General features: G+C 72.6%; 16 protein-coding genes and 3 pseudogenes. 14 read left to right on the top strand and 5 right to left on the bottom strand.

Annotated features, from left to right (window positions below; genetic code table 11):
• The first annotated feature begins 100 nt into the window (after window positions 1-100).
• From AB0I06_RS00540 to AB0I06_RS00580, 9 genes are all read left to right on the top strand, one after another.
• A complete protein-coding gene (locus AB0I06_RS00540) occupies window positions 101-2,140 on the top strand; it encodes a bifunctional aldolase/short-chain dehydrogenase (protein ID WP_363116505.1) in 2,040 nt (679 codons plus the stop codon).
• A complete protein-coding gene (locus AB0I06_RS00545; RefSeq protein ID WP_363116506.1) occupies window positions 2,137-3,585 on the top strand; it encodes a rhamnulokinase family protein in 1,449 nt (482 codons plus the stop codon). The genes AB0I06_RS00540 and AB0I06_RS00545 overlap by 4 nt, the downstream gene beginning before the upstream one ends.
• 70 nt (window positions 3,586-3,655) lie before the next feature.
• On the top strand, window positions 3,656-4,411 hold the full coding sequence (locus AB0I06_RS00550) for a (Fe-S)-binding protein (protein ID WP_363116507.1): 756 nt from the start codon (window positions 3,656-3,658) through the stop codon (window positions 4,409-4,411).
• The gene (locus AB0I06_RS00555; RefSeq protein ID WP_363116508.1) at window positions 4,408-5,886 is read left to right on the top strand and encodes a LutB/LldF family L-lactate oxidation iron-sulfur protein; all 1,479 of its coding nucleotides are present in this window, start codon (window positions 4,408-4,410) and stop codon (window positions 5,884-5,886) included. Before AB0I06_RS00550 ends, AB0I06_RS00555 begins: the two co-directional genes overlap by 4 nt.
• Window positions 5,883-6,533: an LUD domain-containing protein gene (locus tag AB0I06_RS00560; RefSeq protein ID WP_363116509.1), complete on the top strand. Its 651-nt coding sequence runs from the start codon at window positions 5,883-5,885 to the stop codon at window positions 6,531-6,533. The genes AB0I06_RS00555 and AB0I06_RS00560 overlap by 4 nt, the downstream gene beginning before the upstream one ends.
• Window positions 6,534-6,677: 144 nt before the next feature.
• Window positions 6,678-7,463: an ABC transporter ATP-binding protein gene (locus AB0I06_RS00565; RefSeq protein ID WP_363116510.1), complete on the top strand. Its 786-nt coding sequence runs from the start codon at window positions 6,678-6,680 to the stop codon at window positions 7,461-7,463.
• 4 nt (window positions 7,464-7,467) lie between these two features.
• A complete protein-coding gene (locus AB0I06_RS00570; RefSeq protein ID WP_363116511.1) occupies window positions 7,468-8,778 on the top strand; it encodes an FtsX-like permease family protein in 1,311 nt (436 codons plus the stop codon).
• Window positions 8,779-8,945: 167 nt separating this feature from the next.
• Window positions 8,946-9,803 carry a MoxR family ATPase gene (locus tag AB0I06_RS00575; RefSeq protein WP_363116512.1) on the top strand — a complete coding sequence of 286 codons (858 nt, stop codon included), beginning with the start codon at window positions 8,946-8,948 and terminating at the stop codon, window positions 9,801-9,803.
• Entirely contained in the window at window positions 9,800-11,158 is a 1,359-nt protein-coding gene (locus AB0I06_RS00580) for a VWA domain-containing protein (RefSeq protein WP_363116513.1), read from the top strand. The genes AB0I06_RS00575 and AB0I06_RS00580 overlap by 4 nt, the downstream gene beginning before the upstream one ends.
• An 82-nt stretch (window positions 11,159-11,240) precedes the next feature.
• On the opposite strand, the gene AB0I06_RS00585 is transcribed toward AB0I06_RS00580, so the two are convergent.
• The 3 genes from AB0I06_RS00585 to AB0I06_RS00595 form a co-directional block, all read right to left on the bottom strand.
• Window positions 11,241-11,600 carry a cupin domain-containing protein gene (locus AB0I06_RS00585; RefSeq protein WP_363116514.1) on the bottom strand — a complete coding sequence of 120 codons (360 nt, stop codon included), beginning with the start codon at window positions 11,598-11,600 and terminating at the stop codon, window positions 11,241-11,243.
• Window positions 11,601-11,661: 61 nt separating this feature from the next.
• Window positions 11,662-12,636 carry a pyridoxal-phosphate dependent enzyme gene (locus tag AB0I06_RS00590; protein ID WP_363116515.1) on the bottom strand — a complete coding sequence of 325 codons (975 nt, stop codon included), beginning with the start codon at window positions 12,634-12,636 and terminating at the stop codon, window positions 11,662-11,664.
• On the bottom strand, window positions 12,633-13,313 hold the full coding sequence (locus AB0I06_RS00595) for a PAS domain-containing protein (RefSeq protein ID WP_363116516.1): 681 nt from the start codon (window positions 13,311-13,313) through the stop codon (window positions 12,633-12,635). Before AB0I06_RS00595 ends, AB0I06_RS00590 begins: the two co-directional genes overlap by 4 nt.
• A 186-nt stretch (window positions 13,314-13,499) precedes the next feature.
• Here AB0I06_RS00595 and AB0I06_RS00600 point away from each other — a divergent pair, with 186 nt between their 5' ends.
• From AB0I06_RS00600 to AB0I06_RS00610, 3 genes are read left to right on the top strand one after another with little or no spacing between them, the layout of a single operon-like run.
• Window positions 13,500-14,420: a zinc ABC transporter substrate-binding protein gene (locus AB0I06_RS00600; protein WP_363116517.1), complete on the top strand. Its 921-nt coding sequence runs from the start codon at window positions 13,500-13,502 to the stop codon at window positions 14,418-14,420.
• Complete coding sequence (locus AB0I06_RS00605) at window positions 14,417-15,265, top strand: ATP-binding cassette domain-containing protein (protein WP_363116518.1); 849 nt, start codon at window positions 14,417-14,419, stop codon at window positions 15,263-15,265. Before AB0I06_RS00600 ends, AB0I06_RS00605 begins: the two co-directional genes overlap by 4 nt.
• Window positions 15,262-16,143, top strand: coding sequence for a metal ABC transporter permease (locus tag AB0I06_RS00610; protein WP_363116519.1), 882 nt, complete (start codon window positions 15,262-15,264; stop codon window positions 16,141-16,143). Before AB0I06_RS00605 ends, AB0I06_RS00610 begins: the two co-directional genes overlap by 4 nt.
• A 6-nt stretch (window positions 16,144-16,149) precedes the next feature.
• On the opposite strand, the pseudogene AB0I06_RS00615 reads toward AB0I06_RS00610, so the two are convergent.
• Window positions 16,150-16,620, bottom strand: a pseudogene (locus AB0I06_RS00615) (amidohydrolase family protein); the annotation flags it as partial.
• Between the two features lie 7 nt (window positions 16,621-16,627).
• Between AB0I06_RS00615 and AB0I06_RS00620 the strand changes: the two are divergent.
• A pseudogene (locus tag AB0I06_RS00620) lies at window positions 16,628-17,344 on the top strand (glutamine synthetase); the annotation flags it as partial.
• Between the two features lie 28 nt (window positions 17,345-17,372).
• Window positions 17,373-17,672, top strand: a pseudogene (locus tag AB0I06_RS00625) (cytochrome P450); the annotation flags it as partial.
• A gap of 84 nt (window positions 17,673-17,756) precedes the next feature.
• Here the strand turns inward: AB0I06_RS00625 and AB0I06_RS00630 are convergent.
• Window positions 17,757-18,365 carry a sigma-70 family RNA polymerase sigma factor gene (locus AB0I06_RS00630; RefSeq protein ID WP_363116520.1) on the bottom strand — a complete coding sequence of 203 codons (609 nt, stop codon included), beginning with the start codon at window positions 18,363-18,365 and terminating at the stop codon, window positions 17,757-17,759.
• Between the last annotated feature and the right edge of the window lie 78 nt (window positions 18,366-18,443).

Genomic DNA, 18,443 nt, shown 5'->3' on the forward strand with positions numbered 1-18,443 from the left:
TCTGTTGTCTGCGGGGTGCGGGTCGGTTGTGGTCGATCGCGCAGTTCCCCGTGCCCCTGAAAGCGAGACCCCACCCCCTCTCTTCTGAAAAGGAACTGGCATGGCTGTTCATCCCGAAGCCGCCGCTCTTCTCGACCGGTCGCACCGGCTCGGCAGCGATCCACGCAACACCAACTACGCGGGGGGCAACGCCTCCGCCAAGGGCACCGAGACCGATCCCGTCACCGGCGGGGACGTCGAGCTGATGTGGGTCAAGGGGTCAGGCGGTGACCTCGGGACGCTGACCGAGGCGGGCCTGGCCGTGCTGCGGCTGGACCGGATGCGGGCGCTCGCCGGCGTCTACCCGGGGGTCGAGCGCGAGGACGAGATGGTCGCCGCGTTCGACTACTGCCTGCACGGCAAGGGCGGGGCCGCCCCCTCCATCGACACCGCCATGCACGGGCTGGTCGACGCCGCGCACGTCGACCATCTGCACCCGGACTCGGGGATCGCGCTGGCCTGCGCCGCCGACGGGGAGAAGCTGACCGCCGAGTGTTTCGGGGACACGGTCGTGTGGGTGCCCTGGCGGCGGCCGGGCTTCCAGCTGGGGCTGGACATCGCCGCCGTGAAGAAGGCCAACCCGCAGGCCGTCGGGTGCATCCTCGGCGGGCACGGCATCACCGCCTGGGGCGACACCTCCGAGGAGTGCGAGCGGAACTCGCTGCACATCATCCGCACCGCCGAGCGGTTCCTCGCCGAACGGGGCAGGCCCGAGCCCTTCGGACCGGTGCTCGACGGGTACAGCGCGCTGAGCGCCGGTGAGCGGCGCGAGCGCGCCGCCGCCCTCGCCCCGTACGTGCGGGCCCTCGCCTCCCAGGACCGGCCCCAGGTGGGGCACTTCGACGACTCCGAGGTCGTCCTCGACTTCCTGGCGAGCGCCGAGCACCCGCGGCTCGCCGCGCTCGGCACCTCCTGCCCCGACCACTTCCTGCGCACCAAGGTCCGGCCGCTGGTGCTGGACCTGCCGCCGGCCGCTCCGCTCGACGAGGCGATCGCCCGGCTGAAGGAGCTGCACGCCGAGTACCGCGAGGAGTACGCCGCCTACTACCGGCGGCACGCCGAGCCCGACTCCCCCGCCATGCGCGGCGCCGACCCGGCGATCGTGCTGATCCCCGGGGTCGGCATGTTCTCCTTCGGCAAGGACAAGCAGACCGCCCGGGTGGCCGGCGAGTTCTACGTCAACGCCGTCAACGTGATGCGCGGCGCCGAGTCCGTCTCCACCTACGCGCCCATCGAGGAGTCCGAGAAGTTCCGGATCGAGTACTGGGCGCTGGAGGAGGCCAAGCTCCAGCGGATGCCGAAGCCCAAGGCACTCGCCACCCGGGTCGCCCTGGTGACCGGCGCCGGCAGCGGCATCGGCAAGGCCATCGCGCACCGGCTCGTGGCCGAAGGGGCGTGTGTGGTCGTCGCCGACCTGAACACGGAGAACGCCCAGGCGGTCGCCGAGGAGCTGGGCGGCTCCGACAAGGCCGTCGCCGTGACGGTGGACGTCACCTCCGAGGAACAGATCGCCGAGGCGTTCCGGGAGGCCGTGCTGGCCTTCGGCGGAGTCGACCTCGTCGTCAACAACGCGGGCATCTCGATCTCGAAGCCGCTGCTGGAGACCTCTGCCAAGGACTGGGACCTTCAGCACGACATCATGGCGCGCGGCTCCTTCCTCGTGTCGCGGGAAGCGGCCCGGGTGATGATCGCCCAGGAGCTGGGCGGTGACATCGTCTACATCGCCTCGAAGAACGCCGTGTTCGCCGGGCCCAACAACATCGCCTACTCCGCCACCAAGGCCGACCAGGCACACCAGGTGCGGCTGCTCGCCGCCGAGCTGGGCGAGCACGGCATCCGCGTCAACGGGGTCAACCCGGACGGTGTGGTGCGCGGCTCGGGCATCTTCGCCGGCGGGTGGGGCGCCAGGCGGGCCGCCGTGTACGGGGTGGAGGAGGAGAAGCTGGGCGAGTTCTACGCGCAGCGGACCATCCTCAAGCGCGAGGTGCTGCCCGAGCACGTGGCCAACGCCGTGTTCGCGCTGACCGGAGGGGACCTCACCCACACCACCGGCCTGCACATCCCGGTCGACGCCGGCGTCGCGGCCGCCTTCCTGCGATGAGCGGGGCCGTGAAGTCCTACGCCGCGGTCGACCTCGGCGCGTCCAGCGGACGTGTCATGGTCGGCCGCGTCGGCCCCGACTCGCTGGAGCTGAGCGAGGCGCACCGCTTTCCCAACCGGCCCGTCCGGGTCCCCGAGGGGCTGCGGTGGGACGTGCTCGGGCTGTACGCCGGGGTGCTGGACGGACTGAGGGCGGCCGGGCAGGTCGACTCCGTCGGCATCGACAGCTGGGCCGTGGACTACGGGCTGCTCGACGCGGACGGGGCGCTGCTCGGCAACCCCGTGCACTACCGGGACACCCGTACGGAAGGGGTCGCGGAGAAGGTGTGGGCGACCGTGCCCGCGCGGGAGCTGTACGCCGCGACCGGGTTGCAGTACGCGCCTTTCAACACCCTGTACCAACTGACCGCCGCGCGCTCGACGGCCCAGCTGGCGCAGGCCCGGCGGCTGCTGCTGATGCCGGACCTGCTGGCGTACTGGCTCACCGGCGAGCAGGGCACCGAGCTGACCAACGCCTCCACGACCCAGTTGATCGACCCCCGCACGCGCGACTGGTCGTACGACATCGCCTCCCGGCTCGGTGTCGACCTGAGCCTGTTCGCGCCGCTGCGGCAACCCGGCGATCCGGCCGGGCTGCTGCGCGGGGAGGTACTGGAGGAGACCGGGCTCGCCGGTCCCGTGCCGGTGACGGCCGTCGGGTCGCACGACACCGCCTCGGCGGTCGCCGCCGTACCGGCGTCGGGCGAGCGGTTCGCCTACATCTGCACGGGCACCTGGTCGCTGGCCGGTCTGGAGCTGGACGCGCCGGTGCTGACCGAGGAGAGCCGGGCGGCCAACTTCACCAACGAGCTGGGACTGGACGGCACGGTCCGCTACCTGCGCAACATCATGGGCCTGTGGCTGCTCCAGGAGTGCGTGCGGACCTGGGGCGACCCGGATCTGGGCGCGTTGCTGCTGGAGGCGTCCAAGGCTCCGGCGCTGCGGTCGGTCGTGGACGCGGGTGACGCGGCGTTCCTCGCGCCGGGGCGGATGCCCGAGCGGATCGCCGAGGCGTGCCGTGTCTCGGGGCAGCCGGTGCCCGAGACGCCGGCCGAGGTGACGCGGTGCATCCTCGACTCCCTCGCCCTCGCCCACCGTGAGGCGGTCCAGGACGCCCAGCGGCTCGCCGGGCACGCGGTCGACGTCGTGCATGTGGTCGGGGGCGGTACGCGCAATGCGCTGCTGTGCCAGCTCACCGCCGACGCCTGCGGGCTGCCGGTGGTGGCGGGGCCGACCGAGGCCGCCGCGCTCGGGAACGCCCTCGTGCAGGCGCGGGCGCACGGGCTGGTCGGCGACCTGGCCGGGATGCGGCGGCTGCTCGTCCGCACCCAGCCGCTCACGCGGTACGAGCCGCGCGGCGGCACCGAGCGCTGGCGGGCTGCGCGGGCCCGGCTCGCCGGGCACTGACGGGGCCTCCCCAGCGCCGTCCGCCCGGATTACGCTGCACCCATCCGATGACCGAACACAAGGAGCCGCGATGCGTGTCGCCCTGTTCCTGACCTGCGTCAACGACACGCTGTATCCGGACACCGGGCGCGCCGTGGTGAAACTGCTGACCAGGCTGGGCGTCGATGTCGACTTCCCGAGCGCGCAGACCTGCTGCGGGCAGGCGCACTACAACACCGGATACCGTCACCAGGCCGAGCCGCTGGCGCGGCATTTCTCCGATGTCTTCGGCGCGTACGAGGCGATCGTGACGCCGTCCGGGTCGTGCGGGGCGATGGTGCGCGAGCTGTATCCGCGGATGGGCGAGCGGGCCCGGGCCGAGGGGCGCGGGGACACCCTCGCGGCCACGCTGGCGCCGGTGGTGCCCAAGACGTACGAGCTCACGGAGTTCCTGACCGACGTGCTGGGCGTGACGGACGTCGGGGCGTACTACCCGCACAAGGTGACCTACCACCCGACCTGTCACGGGCTGCGCGGACTCGGGCTCGGCGAGCGGCCGAGACGGCTGCTGGAGGCGGTGAAGGGGCTGGAGCTCGTCGAGCTGCCGGGCGCGGACGAGTGCTGCGGGTTCGGCGGCACCTTCGCGCTGAAGAACCCGGACGTCTCGGCGGCGATGGGCGCGGACAAGGTGCGCAACGCCGAGTCGACGGGCGCCGAGGTGCTGTGCGCGGCCGACAACTCCTGTCTGATGCACATCGGCGGGACGATGACCCGGCTGCGGACCGGCATGCGGCCGGTGCACATCGCGGAGATCCTGGCGAGCACGGAGGAGGAACCGGCCGAATGAGCGGGACGTATCTCGGGATGCCTGCGTTTCCACAGGCCGCGCGGGAGGCCGTGGCGAACACGACCCTGCGCGGCAATCTGCGGCACGCCACCCACACCATCCGCGCCAAGCGGGCCAAGGCCGTCACGGAGGTGTCCGACTGGGCCGAGCTGCGCGAGGCGGGCAAGCGGATCAAGGACCACACGCTGCGCCATCTCGACCGCTATCTGGTGCAGTTGGAGGAGTCGGTCACGGCAGCGGGCGGCGTCGTGCACTGGGCCGCCGACGCGGCCGAGGCCAACGAGATCGTCACCCGGCTCGTGAAGATGACCGGCGAGTGCGAGGTCGTCAAGGTCAAGTCGATGGCCACGCAGGAGATCGGGCTCAACGAGGCGCTGGAGGCCGAGGGCATCCACGCCTACGAGACCGATCTCGCCGAGCTGATCGTCCAGTTGGGCAAGGACCGGCCCTCGCACATCCTGGTCCCGGCCATCCACCGCAACCGGGGCGAGATCCGGGACATCTTCACCCGCGAGATGGGCGAGTGGGGCCGCCCCGCTCCCGAGGGCCTGACCGACACACCGGCCGAACTCGCCGAGGCCGCCCGGCTGCACCTGCGGGAGAAGTTCCTGCGGGCCAAGGTCGGCATCTCCGGCGCCAACTTCATGGTCGCCGAGACGGGCACGCTCGTGGTGGTGGAATCCGAGGGCAACGGCCGGATGTGCCTGACCCTGCCCGAGACGCTGATCTCGGTCGTCGGCATCGAGAAGATCGTGCCGACGTGGCAGGACCTGGAGGTGTTCCTCCAGACCCTCCCCCGCTCCTCCACGGCCGAGCGCATGAACCCCTACACCTCGACCTGGACCGGCACCACGGACCAGGACGGGCCCGGCACGTTCCACCTCGTGCTGCTGGACAACGGCCGCACCGACACCCTCGCCGACGAGGTCGGCCGCCAGGCACTGCGCTGCATCCGCTGCTCGGCCTGCCTCAACGTCTGCCCGGTGTACGAGCGGGCCGGCGGTCATGCCTACGGCTCGGTGTACCCGGGGCCGATCGGCGCGATCCTCAGTCCCCAACTGCGGGGCACGGGCAGCGAGATCGACGCCTCGCTGCCCTACGCGTCCTCGTTGTGCGGGGCGTGCTACGAGGTGTGCCCGGTCGCCATCGACATCCCCGAGGTGCTGGTGCACCTGCGGGAGCGGGTCGTCCAGGGCGGCACGGTCACCCGGGAGGGCAACAAGGTGGTGCTGCGGCCCGCGAAGGGGCACGCCGCCGAGCGGGCTGCGATGCGCGCGGCCCGCTGGGCGTTCAGCCACCCGGGCGCGCTGCGCACCGGCCAGCGCGCCGCCTCGCGCACGCGCCGTTTCCATCCCCGTACGCTGCCCGGCCCCGGCCGGGCCTGGAGCGGGACCCGGGATCTGCCGCCGGTGCCGCCCGAGCCGTTCCGGGACTGGTGGCAGCGGACGCGTGGCGGGAAGGACGGCGGCAAGTGAACAGCAGGGAGCGGATCCTGGGGCGGGTGCGGCGCGCGCTGGCGGACGTACCGGCCGACGAGCCACCCCTCACGCGGGACTATCTGCGCGAGCACGGCCGGCGGACCGTCGCGGAGACGGTGGAGCTGCTCGCCGAGAACCTGGCCGACTACCGGGCGCTCGTGCACCGCACGGACGCCGACGGGCTGGCCGCCCTGCTCGCGGGGCTGCTGGCGGGGCACGGCTCCTCTTCGGTGCTGGTGCCGCCCGGGCTGGACGAGGGGTGGCTCGCGGCGACGGATGTGCCGCGTGTGACGGACCGGGTGGAGAGCACCCCGGCCGAACTGGACCGGGTGGACAGTGTGGTGACGGCCTGTGCGGTCGCGATCGCCGAGACCGGCACCCTCGTGCTGGACGGCTCACCCGACCAGGGGCGCCGCCGGATCACCCTCGTCCCGGACCACCACATCTGTGTGGTGCGGGTCCCCGACCAGGTCGTGTCGTCCGTGCCGCAAGCACTCCAACGCCTCGACCCGGCACGCCCGTTGACCTGGATCTCCGGCCCCTCGGCGACCAGTGACATCGAACTGGACCGGGTCGAGGGGGTGCACGGTCCGCGCACTCTGGAAGTGGTGCTGGTGGGTCAGGCCGGGATCGAGTCCACGTAGCCGCCGGGCCCGGGAGACCGAGCATCCGGGGGTGTCGCTGGGTACACCCCGCGATACGGGTTCTGCGGCCAGTGTGGTCACGCCCCCTTCTCCGTAGCGTCGAGGTCGTGACACAGGGCGTGTCGACGAAGGGGGACGACGACGATGTTCCGCACCGGCCCACGACAGGACCAGGACCCGGAACCCGCGGCCGAGGCGCTGCGGCTGGTCAAGGTCACCAGGACGTACGGGAGCGGCGACGGCGCCGTGACCGCCCTGGACGGGGTGACGCTCGGCCTCGGGCGTGGCACGTTCACGGCGGTGATGGGGCCGTCCGGCTCCGGCAAGTCGACGCTGCTCCAGTGCGCCGCGGGGCTCGACCGGCCCGACGGCGGGATCGTACGGGTCGACGGCACCGAGCTGACGGGGGGTGGCGAGGCCGAGCTGACGCGGTTCCGGCGCGGCCGGATCGGGTTCGTGTTCCAGCAGTACAACCTGCTGGAGACGCTGACCGTCGCGCAGAACACGGTGCTGCCGCTGAAGCTGGCCGGGCGGCGCGTGGACCGGCGGCGGGTGCGGGAGGTGCTGACGGCCGTGGGGCTCGGCGACCGGCTCGGGCACCGGCCGGAGCAGCTCTCGGGCGGTCAGCGCCAGCGGGTGGCGATCGCCCGGGCACTGGTCACCGAACCGCGCGTGATCTTCGCGGACGAGCCCACGGGCGCGCTGGACACCCGCAGCGCCCGGGGCGTGCTGCGGCTGCTCCAGGACGCGGTGCGGACGCACGGCCGCACGGTGGTGATGGTGACGCACGACCCGGTCGCCGCCTCCTACGCCGACTCCGTGCTGTTCCTCGCCGACGGCCGGCTCGCGGGCCGGATGGACGCCCCGACCGCGGACGCGGTCGCCGAGCGGCTGGCGCACCTGGGTGACGACGTGACGGCGGGGGTGTGAGGTCGTGTTCATGCTGGCGATGCGGTCGATCCGGCGGCGGCCCGGGCGGTTCCTGGCGACCCTGCTGTCCGCGTTCCTGGGCGCGGTGATCATCATGACGTTCAACGCGATGCACGACACGGCCGGGCAGCCGGGCGTGGACGAGGTCAGCTCGCACACGCTGTCCACCGCGGCGGGCGTGGTCGGCGGCTACGGCACCCTGCTGGTGTTCTTCGCGATCGCCTCGGCGTTGACGGTGAACGTGCGTCAGAGGGCGGCCGAGATGGAGTTGCTGCGCTGCTCCGGGGCGACTCCGGCGCAGCTCAAGCGGATGGTCGTGGGCGAGGCGGTGGTGGTGGCGCTGGTGGGCGCCGCGCTCGCGGTCGGCCCGGCGATGGTCGGCGGCCGGGTGCTGCTGGAGGTGTTCCAGGACAGCGGCCAGGTCGCGCGGTCGGTGGAGTTCTCCTTCGGACCCGTGGCGTTGCTGACCGGTTTCGACGTCACCCTGCTCGCCGCCGCGGGCGCCGCGTTCCTCGCCGTGCGGCGGGCCGGCTCCAGGAGCCGGCGGCGGGGCCGGGCGCGGACGGTCCTCGCCCATGCCGCACTGGGCACCGGTGCTGTCGCGGTGACCTCGACGTTCATGTTCTCGGCGACGGACGCCGCGCTGATGGCACCACCGGCGTACGGGGCGATCCTGCTGTCCGTCGGGTGCGCGCTGAAGGCACCGCGACTGCTCGCGGCCGTGCTGGACCGGCTGCCGCTCGATGGTGCGGCCGGCTGGCTGGCGGTGCGCAACCTGCGGCAGCGGGCCGGACAGCTCGCCGGGATCCTGATGTCGCTCATCCTGTTCACCGCGGTCGCGACGGCGACCCTGACCATGCAGGCGGTGGAGAGCGACGCCGTCGCCGCGTCGGGGGCGGTGAAGTCGGTCGACGCGAAGAACCTGGAGACGCTCAACTTCACGGTCGTCGGCATCATCGTGGTCTTCGTCTGCGTCATGCTGGTCAACTCCCTGTACGCGGCCACCAGTTATCGCGAGAGTGAGTTCGGCCGGCAACGGCTCTCCGGGGCGACTCCCGGGCAGGTGCTGGGCGTGGTGGGCGTCGAGGGACTGATCCTGACGGTCGTCGGTGTCTTCTTCGGCACCACGGCGGCGCTCGCGGGCATCGTCCCGTTCACGGTGGTGCGCACCGACGGGGTCCTGCCGGAGCAGGCGTTCGGCGTCTGGCTCGTGGTGGTGGCGGTCGGCGCGGCGGCGACGACGGGAACGGTCCTGGCCACGGCCCGGCGGGTGCTGCGCACTCCGGCGGTGCGGGCGGTGGCGTCGGCCGTGTGAGCCGAGGGCCGGTGCCGGCCACCCGGGCCGGCGCAGATCGCCACGGACTGCGGGCAACGGACCGTTCGTGGCGATCGTCCTGACGGCAACCCCGTGACAGCCTGGCTGAACAAGCGCTTAGATAGTGCGTGTCCGTTCGCCCGACGCCGCCGTCCTGGAGGCCCCCGTTGTTCACATCCGTCGACGACGTCTCCGCTCGCCTCGCCGAGACCGGCTACCTCGCCTCCCCGGCCGTCGCCACGACCGTCTTCCTCGCCGACCGTCTCGGCAAGCCGCTGCTGGTGGAGGGCCCGGCCGGTGTCGGCAAGACGGAACTCGCCAAGGCCGTCGCCGCGGTGGCCGGCGCCCGGCTCGTCCGCCTCCAGTGCTACGAGGGGGTCGACGAGTCCCGGGCGCTGTACGAGTGGAACCACGCCAAGCAGCTCCTGCGCATCAGCGCGGGCCGTGACGAGACCTGGGACCAGGCCCGTACCGACATCTTCAGCGAGGAGTTCCTGCTCACCCGGCCGCTGCTGACCGCCATCCGGGGCGAGGACCCCAAGGTGCTGCTGATCGACGAGACGGACAAGGCCGATGTCGAGGTGGAGGGCCTGCTGCTGGAGGTGCTGAGCGACTTCCAGGTGACCGTCCCCGAGCTGGGCACCATCGCGGCGACGCGCCGCCCCTTCGTCGTCCTGACCTCCAACGCGACCCGGGAGCTGTCGGAGGCGCTGCGCCGCCGCTGCCTCTTCCTGCACATCGGGTTCCCGGACGAGGAACTGGAGCGCCGGATCGTACGGCTGAAGGTGCCGGGCCTCGACGAGGCGCTGGCCCGCTCGGTGGTGCGGGTCGTGGGCGCCCTGCGGGCGATGGACCTGCGCAAGGTGCCGTCGGTCGCCGAGACCGTCGACTGGGCGCGCACCCTGCTCGCGCTCGGCGCCGACTCGCTGGAGGAGACGGTCGTGCGGGCCACGCTGGGGGTGCTCCTCAAGCATCAGGACGACGTCGTCAAGGCGTCCGCGAAGCTGGACCTGGACGCGCTGTGACCACGCGGGCGGGCGTCGCCGAACGGCTGACGTCCCTGGTCGCGGCGCTGCGCGCGCACGGCATGCGGATCGGCACCGGCGAGAGCGTCGACGCGGCACGGGCTGTCGAGGAACTCGGCCTCGCGGACCGGGAGCTGCTGCGCGAGGGTCTCGCCGCGACGCTGCTGCACGGGCCCGGGCAACGCCAGGTGTTCGACCCGGTCTTCGACCTCTACTTCCCGAGCGGTGTCGGCGGCCCGGAACAGCGGGCGGCGGGGCGCGAGGACCTGCGGGACAGGCTGGCCGAGGCACTGGCGGCCGACGACCGGGCGATGCTGGGCCGGCTGGCGATCGAGGCCGTGGACGGTTTCGGTGGCTACGGCTCCTCGCCGGGGTCGGACGGCTGGTCTTCGTACCAGACGCTCGAACGGCTGCGGCCGCAGACGCTGCTGGCCAGGGTGCGCGACGACATCCGGGGGCAGGGTGGTCGTCAGGGATTCGCGGACCGGCTGCTGGAGGACGAGATCCGGCGGCGCATCGACGTCTTCCGTGCTCTGGTGGCCGCGGAGGCACGGCGGCGGGTCGCCGAGCGGCGCGGCAGGGACGAGATCGCCCGGCGGGCGGTCGCCCCGACCGCCGACCGGGTCGACTTCCTGTTCGCCGGGAAGGACCGGCTGGCCGAGTTGCGCAGGACCGTGCAGCCGCTGGCCCGTAAGCTCGCGACCCGTCTGGCGGCCCGTCGACGGCGCGCCTCCCGGGGCTCGATCGACCTGCGGCGGACCCTGCGCGGTTCGCTGTCGACGGGCGGTGTGCCGATGAAGCCGGTCCTGCGCCGGCGTCGTCCCGCCCGCCCGGAACTGGTGCTGCTGTGCGACGTGTCGGGCTCGGTCTCGGGTTTCTCGGACTTCACGATGCTGCTGGTGCAGGCGCTGCACGATCAGTTCGCCAAGGTGCGCGTGTTCGCCTTCGTCAACCGGATCGACGAGGTGACCGCGCTGCTGGAGCACGGCCGGGCCGACCCGGAGGGGCTGGGCCTGCGCATCCAGGCGGAAGCGGCGATCACCGGCTATCACGGCAGCAGCGACTACGGCATGGCGCTGGGCGAGTTCGCCGAGCGGTACGCGGACGCGGTCGGTTCGCGCACGACCGTGTTCGTCCTCGGTGACGCCCGCACGAACCGGAGCGACCCGAACCTGCCCGCCCTGCGGCGCATCGCCGAGCGTGCCCGCCGTGTGCACTGGCTCAACCCCGAGCAGCGCTCCCGCTGGGGCACCGGCGACTCCGCCGCCCCCGCCTACGCCGAGCTGGTCGAGATGCACGAGTGCCGCAACGCTCGGCAGCTGAGCGCGCTGGTGGCTCGGCTGCTGCCGGTGTGATCAGGCGGGGGTCGTCGGCTTGCGGGCACAACGCCGCGGGCCCGGCCCCCACCTGCCGCCAGACGTCGCCGGTGGCCGTCGTCTAATCCTTCTTGGCGTACTCCTTGGCCATGCTGCCGGCGAAGTCGTACACCACGCACTGCTCGTCGCCGACGACCCAGGCGTCGTGGCCGGGCGTGCAGACGAAGACGTCGCCGGGGCCCACCTCGCCCTCCGCGCCGTCGTCCATGCGGATGTGCATACGGCCCGAGACGACGTAGCCGTTGTGGTGGATCCGGCAGCTGTCCGTCCCGGCGATCGGGGCCACGGACTCGGACCAGCGCCAGCCCGGTTCGAAGGTGGCCACGGCGAAGTCCAGCCCCGTCATGTGGACGGCTTCCAGGTGGCCTCGGGGGTAGTCGCGCCGCTCGTCCGGCTTGTCGAGCGTCTTCACCTCAAGCATGACGCTCCTCCTCGGTGAGGGTGTGCCTCCATCGTCCGTCCGGCAGGAGGGCCGCGCCATTTCAGCAGGCGCCGCCGCAGAGTTCGGCGAAGCGCCCGGCGTCGATGTTGCCGCCGGAGACGATCACGCCGACCCTGGGCGGCAGTGGGCCCGCCCGGCCGGTGAGCAGGGCGGCCAGGGGGGTGGCGCCGCTCGGCTCGACGACCGTCTTCAGGCGTTCGAAGGCGAACCGCATCGCGTCCCGGATCTCGTCGTCGCTGACCAGGACGACCTCGTCGAGGAGGCGCCGGTTGACCGAGAAGGTCAGCTCTCCGGGGGTGTGCAGGGCCTGCCCGTCGGCGATGGTGCGCGGGACCGGGACGCTGACGCGCCGGCCGGCCTCCAGCGAGCGCTTGGTGTCGTCGCCGGCCTCCGGTTCGACGCCGATGGTGCGGATGCCGGGGTGCAGGGCCTTGGCCACGGTGGCGCTGCCGGCCATCAGCCCGCCCCCTCCGACCGGGGCCAGCAGCGCGCCCAGCTCCCCCACCTCTTCGAGCAGTTCGAGTGCGGCCGTGCCCTGCCCCGCCATGACGTGCGGGTGCTCGTAGGGCGGGATGAGGGTGAGGCCGCGCTCGGCGGCGAGGGCCTCGGCGATGGCGACGCGGTCGCCGGTGTAGCGGTCGTACGACACGATCTCGGCGCCGTAGCCGGCCGTGGCCGCGCGCTTGGACGGCGGGGCGTCCTCGGGCATGACGATCACGGCGGTGGTGCCGAGCTCGCGGGCGGCCAGGGCGACGGCCTGGGCGTGGTTGCCGGAGGAGTAGGCGGCGATGCCCCGGGACAGCTGCTCGGGGGTGAGGCGGGAGGCGGCGTTGTAGGCGCCGCGGAACTTGAAGGCGCCGACGCGCTGCTGGTTCTCGCACTTGAGGAAGATCTCGGCACCGGCGAGCGCGTCCAGGGTGCGGGAGCGCAGCACGGGGGTGCGGTGGGCGACGCCCCGGAGCCGCGCGGCGGCGTCCCGGACGTCGTCGAGGGTGACCGGCGGGGTGGTGGTCACGTGGGTCCTCCGGTGGTGGTGTCGTGGGCGGCCCGGGCCTGGGACAGGTAGTGGTAGGCGGATGCCCGGGAGATGCCGAGCCGGGCGGCGACCTGTTCGACGGCGCCGCGCACGGCGAAGACCCCGCGGGTGTCCAGCCCGCCGAACAGCTCCAGGCGCTCCGCGCGGTCGAGCTCCGCCCAGCTGCCCCGCTGCTTCGACTGGTGGGCGTCGAAGAGGGCGTCGACGACGGAGTCGATGTCGTTGCCGAACGTGGTGGTCGGCACCTCCGCCGGGGTGGCCCCGAGGCCGGCGAGCGCACCGAGGAGATCGTGGACCCGGGTGACGGCGCCGACGTCCACATTGACGCAGAGAGCGCCGAAGACGGCTCCGGTGGAGTCCCGCAGGACCATCGTGGAGGACTTCACCCGTGTCCCGTCACGGGTGCGGGTGACGTAGTTCAGCTCGTCGGACGCCGCGTCACCGCGAGCCAGGACGCGCATGCCGATCTCGCTCATCGCGCCTCCGACCGTCCGCCCGGTCACCGAACCGGCCACGGCGACGACCGACTTCTGCGGGTTCCGGTAGTCGTGCAGCACGACCTCGCAGACCGGTCCGAAGGTCGCTGCGATCCCCTCCACGACGGGCGTCAGCGCCGCGAGGATCGCATCCCGCTCGGCGTTCGGTTCGACGGCCATTCCGCCTCCTCTCACCCCGCCACTTTAGACCAGAATTCCAGTCTCTGGATAGACAGTCCAGCCAATCTCCAACAGTTGGCAATGGTTTTCACATGACTTCGACCCGAACACGCTTTTGACATTCATTCCCATCTAGCGTGTGGTCGTCTGCCGATCATCCCTGTGCACATCCGCCCTGGAGGAGCCATGCCCCTGTCCACGTCCCGCCGCCTCGCGCTGCTGACCAGCGCGTCACTGGCCCTGCTCGCGGGCTGCGGCAACGCGTCGGACACCGCCGACGGCAAGGGCGCACCGGCCCGGGTGACCGTGGTCGCCTCCACCGACGTCTACGGCGACATCGCCCGGCGCATCGGCGGCGACCGGGTCGACGTCACGTCGATCATCAGCGACCCGGACCAGGACCCGCACTCCTACGAGGCCGATCCGCAGAACCAGTTGGCCCTGTCCAAGGCGAAGGTCGTGATCGAGAACGGCGGCGGCTACGACGACTTCGTCGACCACATGCTCAAAGGCGGCCACAACGACTCCGCCGAGGTGATCAACGCGGTCCGGGTCTCCGGCAAGACGGCGCCCGAGGGCGGCGAGCTCAACGAACACGTCTGGTACGACTTCCCCACCGTGGCCAAGCTCGCCGACCGGATCTCCGCCGCCCTCGCCAAGGCCGACCCGGACCATGCCGCGGCCTTCGGCAAGAACGCCGGCGCCTTCAAGGCGAAGCTCGCTCCGCTGGAGGAGAAGGAGGCGCGGATCAAGAAGGCGCACGGCGGTGAGGGCATCGCCATCACCGAGCCCGTGCCGCTGTACATGACCGAGGCGAGCGGCCTGGTGAACCGCACGCCCCCGGCGTTCAGCGAGGCGATCGAGGAGGGCGACGACGTCTCCCCGCGGATCCTCCAGGAGAGCCTGGCGCTGTTCAGCGGCAAGAAGGTGAAGGCACTCGTCTACAACCAGCAGACCTCGGGCCCGCAGACCGAGAAGGCCGAGGCGGCGGCCAAGGCGGCCGGCATCCCGGTCGTCCCCGTGACCGAGACCCTCCCGAAGGGTGAGAGCTACCTCGGCTGGATGACCGCCAACGTCGACGCGCTCGCCGGAGCGCTGGCCGAGTGACCCCGATACCCGGCCAGGACGGCACCCCCGTCGTCGCGCTGAGGGAAGCCGCCCTGTCCTACGGCGACCGCGAGGTGTGGAGCGGCCTCGATCTCGACGTGCGGCCCGGTGAGTTCCTGGCCGTACTGGGGCCGAACGGCGCGGGCAAGACGAGCTTCGTCCGGGCGCTGCTCGGCCGGCAGCCGCTGTCGGCCGGCACCCTGGCCGTCCTCGGCCGGCCCGCGCGTGAGGCCGCCCGGCACATCGGCTACGTCCCCCAGCAGGCGGCGCTGTCGGCGCAGGCCATGCTGCGCGCCCGCGACCTCGTCCGGTTCGGCATCGACGGCCACCGCTTCGGGCCGCGTCCGCGCACCGGCGGGATCCGCCGCCGCGTGGACGAGATCCTCGAGTCGGTCGGCGCGTCGGCCTACGCGCACGTCCCGCTTGGGATGCTCTCCGGCGGCGAACGGCAGCGGGTGCGCATCGGACAGGCCCTGGCGACCGACCCGCGTCTGCTGCTGTGCGACGAGCCGCTGCTGTCGCTCGACCTGCACCACCAGCGGGCCGTCACCGAGCTGATCGACGCCCGGCGCCGCTCCCACGGCACGGCCGTGGTGTTCGTGACGCACGAGATCAACCCGGTCCTGGGGCTGGCCGACCGCGTGCTGTACCTGGCGCCCGGCGGCCACCGGGTCGGCGCCCCCGAGGAGGTGCTGACCTCCGAGTCGCTGTCCCGCCTCTACGGCACTCAGGTCGACGTGCTGCGCGTGCGGGGCCGGGTGGTGGTCGCGGGAGCACCCGACGGGACGGCCGGCCCGCCGCACCACCCCGAGCAGACCCACGAGACGGACGGAGTGCGGGTATGACACTCGCCGACGGGATCTGGCACCAGATCTTCGACTTCACCGATTACGGCGAACTCCTCGTCCTGGTCCGCAACTCCCTGGTCGCCGGCGTGGCGCTGGGCCTGGTGGGCGGGCTGGCCGGGGTGTTCGTGCTGATGCGGGACCTGCCGTTCGCGGTGCACGGCATCAGCGAGCTGTCCTTCGCCGGGGCGTCGGCGGCGCTGCTGCTGGACGCGAACATAGTGGCGGGCTCGATCGCCGGTTCGCTGCTCGCGGCCGGGGTCATCGGCGTCCTCGGGACACGGGCCCGGGACCGCAACTCGGTGATCGGCATCATCATGCCGTTCGGCCTGGGCCTCGGCGTGCTCTTCCTCGCCCTCTACAAGGGCCGCGCGGCCAACAAGTTCGGGCTGCTCACCGGGCAGATCGTCGCCGTGGACACCCCGCAGATGTCCTGGCTGCTCGGCACGTCCGTCCTGGTGCTGGCGGCCCTGGCGGTCATGTGGCGACCGCTCGCCTTCGCCAGCACCGATCCGGAGGTCGCGGAGGCCCGCGGGGTGCCGGTGCGCGCGCTGTCCCTCGCGTTCATGCTGGTGCTCGGGCTCGCGGTCGCCCTGTCGGTGCAGATCGTCGGCGCCCTGCTGGTGCTCTCCCTGGTCGTCACCCCGGCGGCGGCGGCCGCCCGCGTCACCGCCTCGCCGGTGCTGCTGCCCGTGCTGAGCGTGGTGTTCGCCGTGGTGTCCATCGAGGGCGGCATCCTGCTCGCCCTGGGCAGCAGCGTTCCCATCAGCCCCTACGTCACGACGATCTCGTTCACGGTCTACGCGGTGTGCCGGGTGGCCGGCCGGTATCGCACCCGGCGGTGGGGGGCCCGGCGCACGGCGGTGCGGGCGGCCTGAGGCGCCTCACCGTTCGAAGACGACCTGCCCGTCGAACACGGTGAGATCCACCCGCACCCGAGTGATCTCGTGCGGGTCGAGGCCGAGCAGCGGCCGGTCCAGGACGCACAGGTCGGCCGCCCGGCCCGGTTCGACGGTGCCCTTCCAGTCGTCGGCGAAGTCCTGCCAGGCGGGGGTCGAGGTGTAGGCGCGCAGGGCGTCGGCGAGGGGCACGCACTGCTCGGGACCGCTCGGGCGGCCGCTGGCCTTGGACTCGCGCAGCATCATCGAGGCCACGCCCTGGCGCCAGTCGGGTTCGGTGATGGGGGCGTCGGAGCTGGCGCAGACCCGCACGCCGGCGTCGAGCGCGGAGCGCACCGGCCATTGGTATGCGGAGCGTTCGGGTCCGACGATCTCGTCCATCAGGTCGGAGATGGTCCACTTGATCGCGGGGTTCATGTTGACGCCGTAGCCGTGCGCGGCGAGCCCGGCCAGGCTCCTCGCCCACTCGGAGGCCGTGTCGGCCGCAGACCGCTCCTTCCGCTTCAAGGCCGCGATCAAGGAACTGGCCCGCAAGGAAGGCCGGCTGGCCACCTTCATGGCCAAGCCCTTCAACGACGCGGGCGGCTCCGGCTTCCACCTCCACCTGTCCTGTGACGACGAGCAGGGCCGCAACACCTTCGACGACCCGTCGGGCGCGTACGGCCTGTCCGCCACCGCCCGGCACGCCGTCGCCGGTGTCCTCGCCCACGCGCCCGCCCTCGCCGCGTTGCTCAACCCCACGGTCAACTCCTACAAGCGCTTCGGCCCGGGCACCCTCGCGCCCTGGCTGATCGACTGGGGGCTGGACAACCGCAGCGCCATGGTGCGCGTCCCGCCCGAGCGCGGCACCGGCGCCCGGCTCGAACTACGCCTCGGCGACGCCAGCGCCAACCCGTATCTGGCGATCGCCGGGATGACGGCCGCGGTGCTGCTCGGCGTGCTGGCCGGCGAGGAGCCGCCCGCCCCGCTGAAGGGCTACGGCTACGACACCGCCCGCTCCGCCGTCCTGCCGCAGACCCTGTCCGCCGCGCTGGACGCGCTGGAGGCGGACACCGCCCTGACCGAACTGCTCGGCAAGGGATTCACCGCGTCCTTCCTCTCCTACAAGCGCGACGAGGTCGAACGCTTCCACCGGCACGTCACCGACTGGGAGTTCACCGAGTACGCCTACCACCTGTGACGCCCCCTGTGACGCCGAGGAGCTGCCGATGACCACCGAGACCCCGACCGACGCCGTGCGTGAACCGCTGCCCCTTGCCGAGGTGGACCTCGCCGACCTGGACCGCTTCACCGACGGTGTCACGCCCTGGCGGATGTTCCACACCCTGCGCCCCGAGGACCCGGTGCACTGGCAGCCCGAGGAGGCACCCAACTCGGGTTTCTGGGCGCTGACCCGGCACGAGGACATCGTGCGGGTCGACCGCGACGCCGAGACGTTCACCTCGGCGAAGTTCGTCGACCTCGAAGAGGTGGACGACGACCAGATCAAGAAGCTCAGTGGGGTCGTCGGCGGCGGGCCGCTGCCCCACGGGCGCAGCCGCCACCGGCGATGCCCGGCCGGCAGGGCCGGGGGCACCGCCGGCGGCAGTGCGTCAGGCGGCGACGGCGGGTTCCGGTTTCTCCGCGTCGGCGAGCAGGGTCACGAGTTCCGCCCTCGCGCGGGCCACCCGGGAACGGATCGTGCCGATCGGGCAGTCGCTCAGCGCGGCGGCCTCCGCGTAGGGCAGGCCGAGCAGTTGCGTGAGGACGAACGCCTCACGGCGTTCGTCCGCCAGCCCGGCCAGCAGTTCCAGCAGGGCCACGCCGTCGTCGAAGCCGGGCAGGCCGCGCGGCTGGGCGAGTTCGGCCGCCGGCCGCCAGTCCGGCAGGTCGGCCGGGCGGGGGCGCACGGCCCGGTACCGGATGCTGTCGGCCACCGCGCGCCGGGCGATGGCCAGCAGCCAGGCGCGAGCCGAGGAACGGCCCTCGAAGCGGTGCAGGCTGCCGAGCGCCCGCAGGAACGTGTCCTGTGCCAGATCGTCCACCGCCTGCGGATCGGCGCACAGATGGGCGACGTACCGGATGACGTCACGGTGCAGGGCGCGCACGAACCGGTCGACGGCCTCGGCGTCGCCGCCGCGGGCGGCCAGCGCCCAGGCGGTTATCGAGGCGTCGGCCGACGCCGATCTCTCGTGCGGAAGGGGCAGGGCAGGAGTGATCACCTGATGTCCTTCGGAGGAAATCCGGGACCGCGCCGGAGCGGGCAGGCCGTGATGCCGGGCGTGCGTGTGTGCGGGCGC

This window comes from Streptomyces sp. NPDC050674 (assembly GCF_040654575.1).
Lineage (GTDB): Bacteria > Actinomycetota > Actinomycetes > Streptomycetales > Streptomycetaceae > Streptomyces.

Bases quoted from the DNA above. Each gene is read 5' to 3' on its own strand.
- AB0I06_RS00540 (WP_363116505.1), top strand. From the start codon at position 101: ATGGCTGTTCATCCCGAAGCCGCCGCTCTTCTCGACCGGTCGCACCGG.
- AB0I06_RS00545 (WP_363116506.1), top strand. From the start codon at position 2,137: ATGAGCGGGGCCGTGAAGTCCTACGCCGCGGTCGACCTCGGCGCGTCC.
- AB0I06_RS00550 (WP_363116507.1), top strand. From the start codon at position 3,656: ATGCGTGTCGCCCTGTTCCTGACCTGCGTCAACGACACGCTGTATCCG.
- AB0I06_RS00555 (WP_363116508.1), top strand. From the start codon at position 4,408: ATGAGCGGGACGTATCTCGGGATGCCTGCGTTTCCACAGGCCGCGCGG.
- AB0I06_RS00565 (WP_363116510.1), top strand. From the start codon at position 6,678: ATGTTCCGCACCGGCCCACGACAGGACCAGGACCCGGAACCCGCGGCC.
- AB0I06_RS00585 (WP_363116514.1), bottom strand. From the start codon at position 11,600: ATGCTTGAGGTGAAGACGCTCGACAAGCCGGACGAGCGGCGCGACTAC.
- AB0I06_RS00595 (WP_363116516.1), bottom strand. From the start codon at position 13,313: ATGGCCGTCGAACCGAACGCCGAGCGGGATGCGATCCTCGCGGCGCTG.
- AB0I06_RS00600 (WP_363116517.1), top strand. From the start codon at position 13,500: ATGCCCCTGTCCACGTCCCGCCGCCTCGCGCTGCTGACCAGCGCGTCA.
- AB0I06_RS00610 (WP_363116519.1), top strand. From the start codon at position 15,262: ATGACACTCGCCGACGGGATCTGGCACCAGATCTTCGACTTCACCGAT.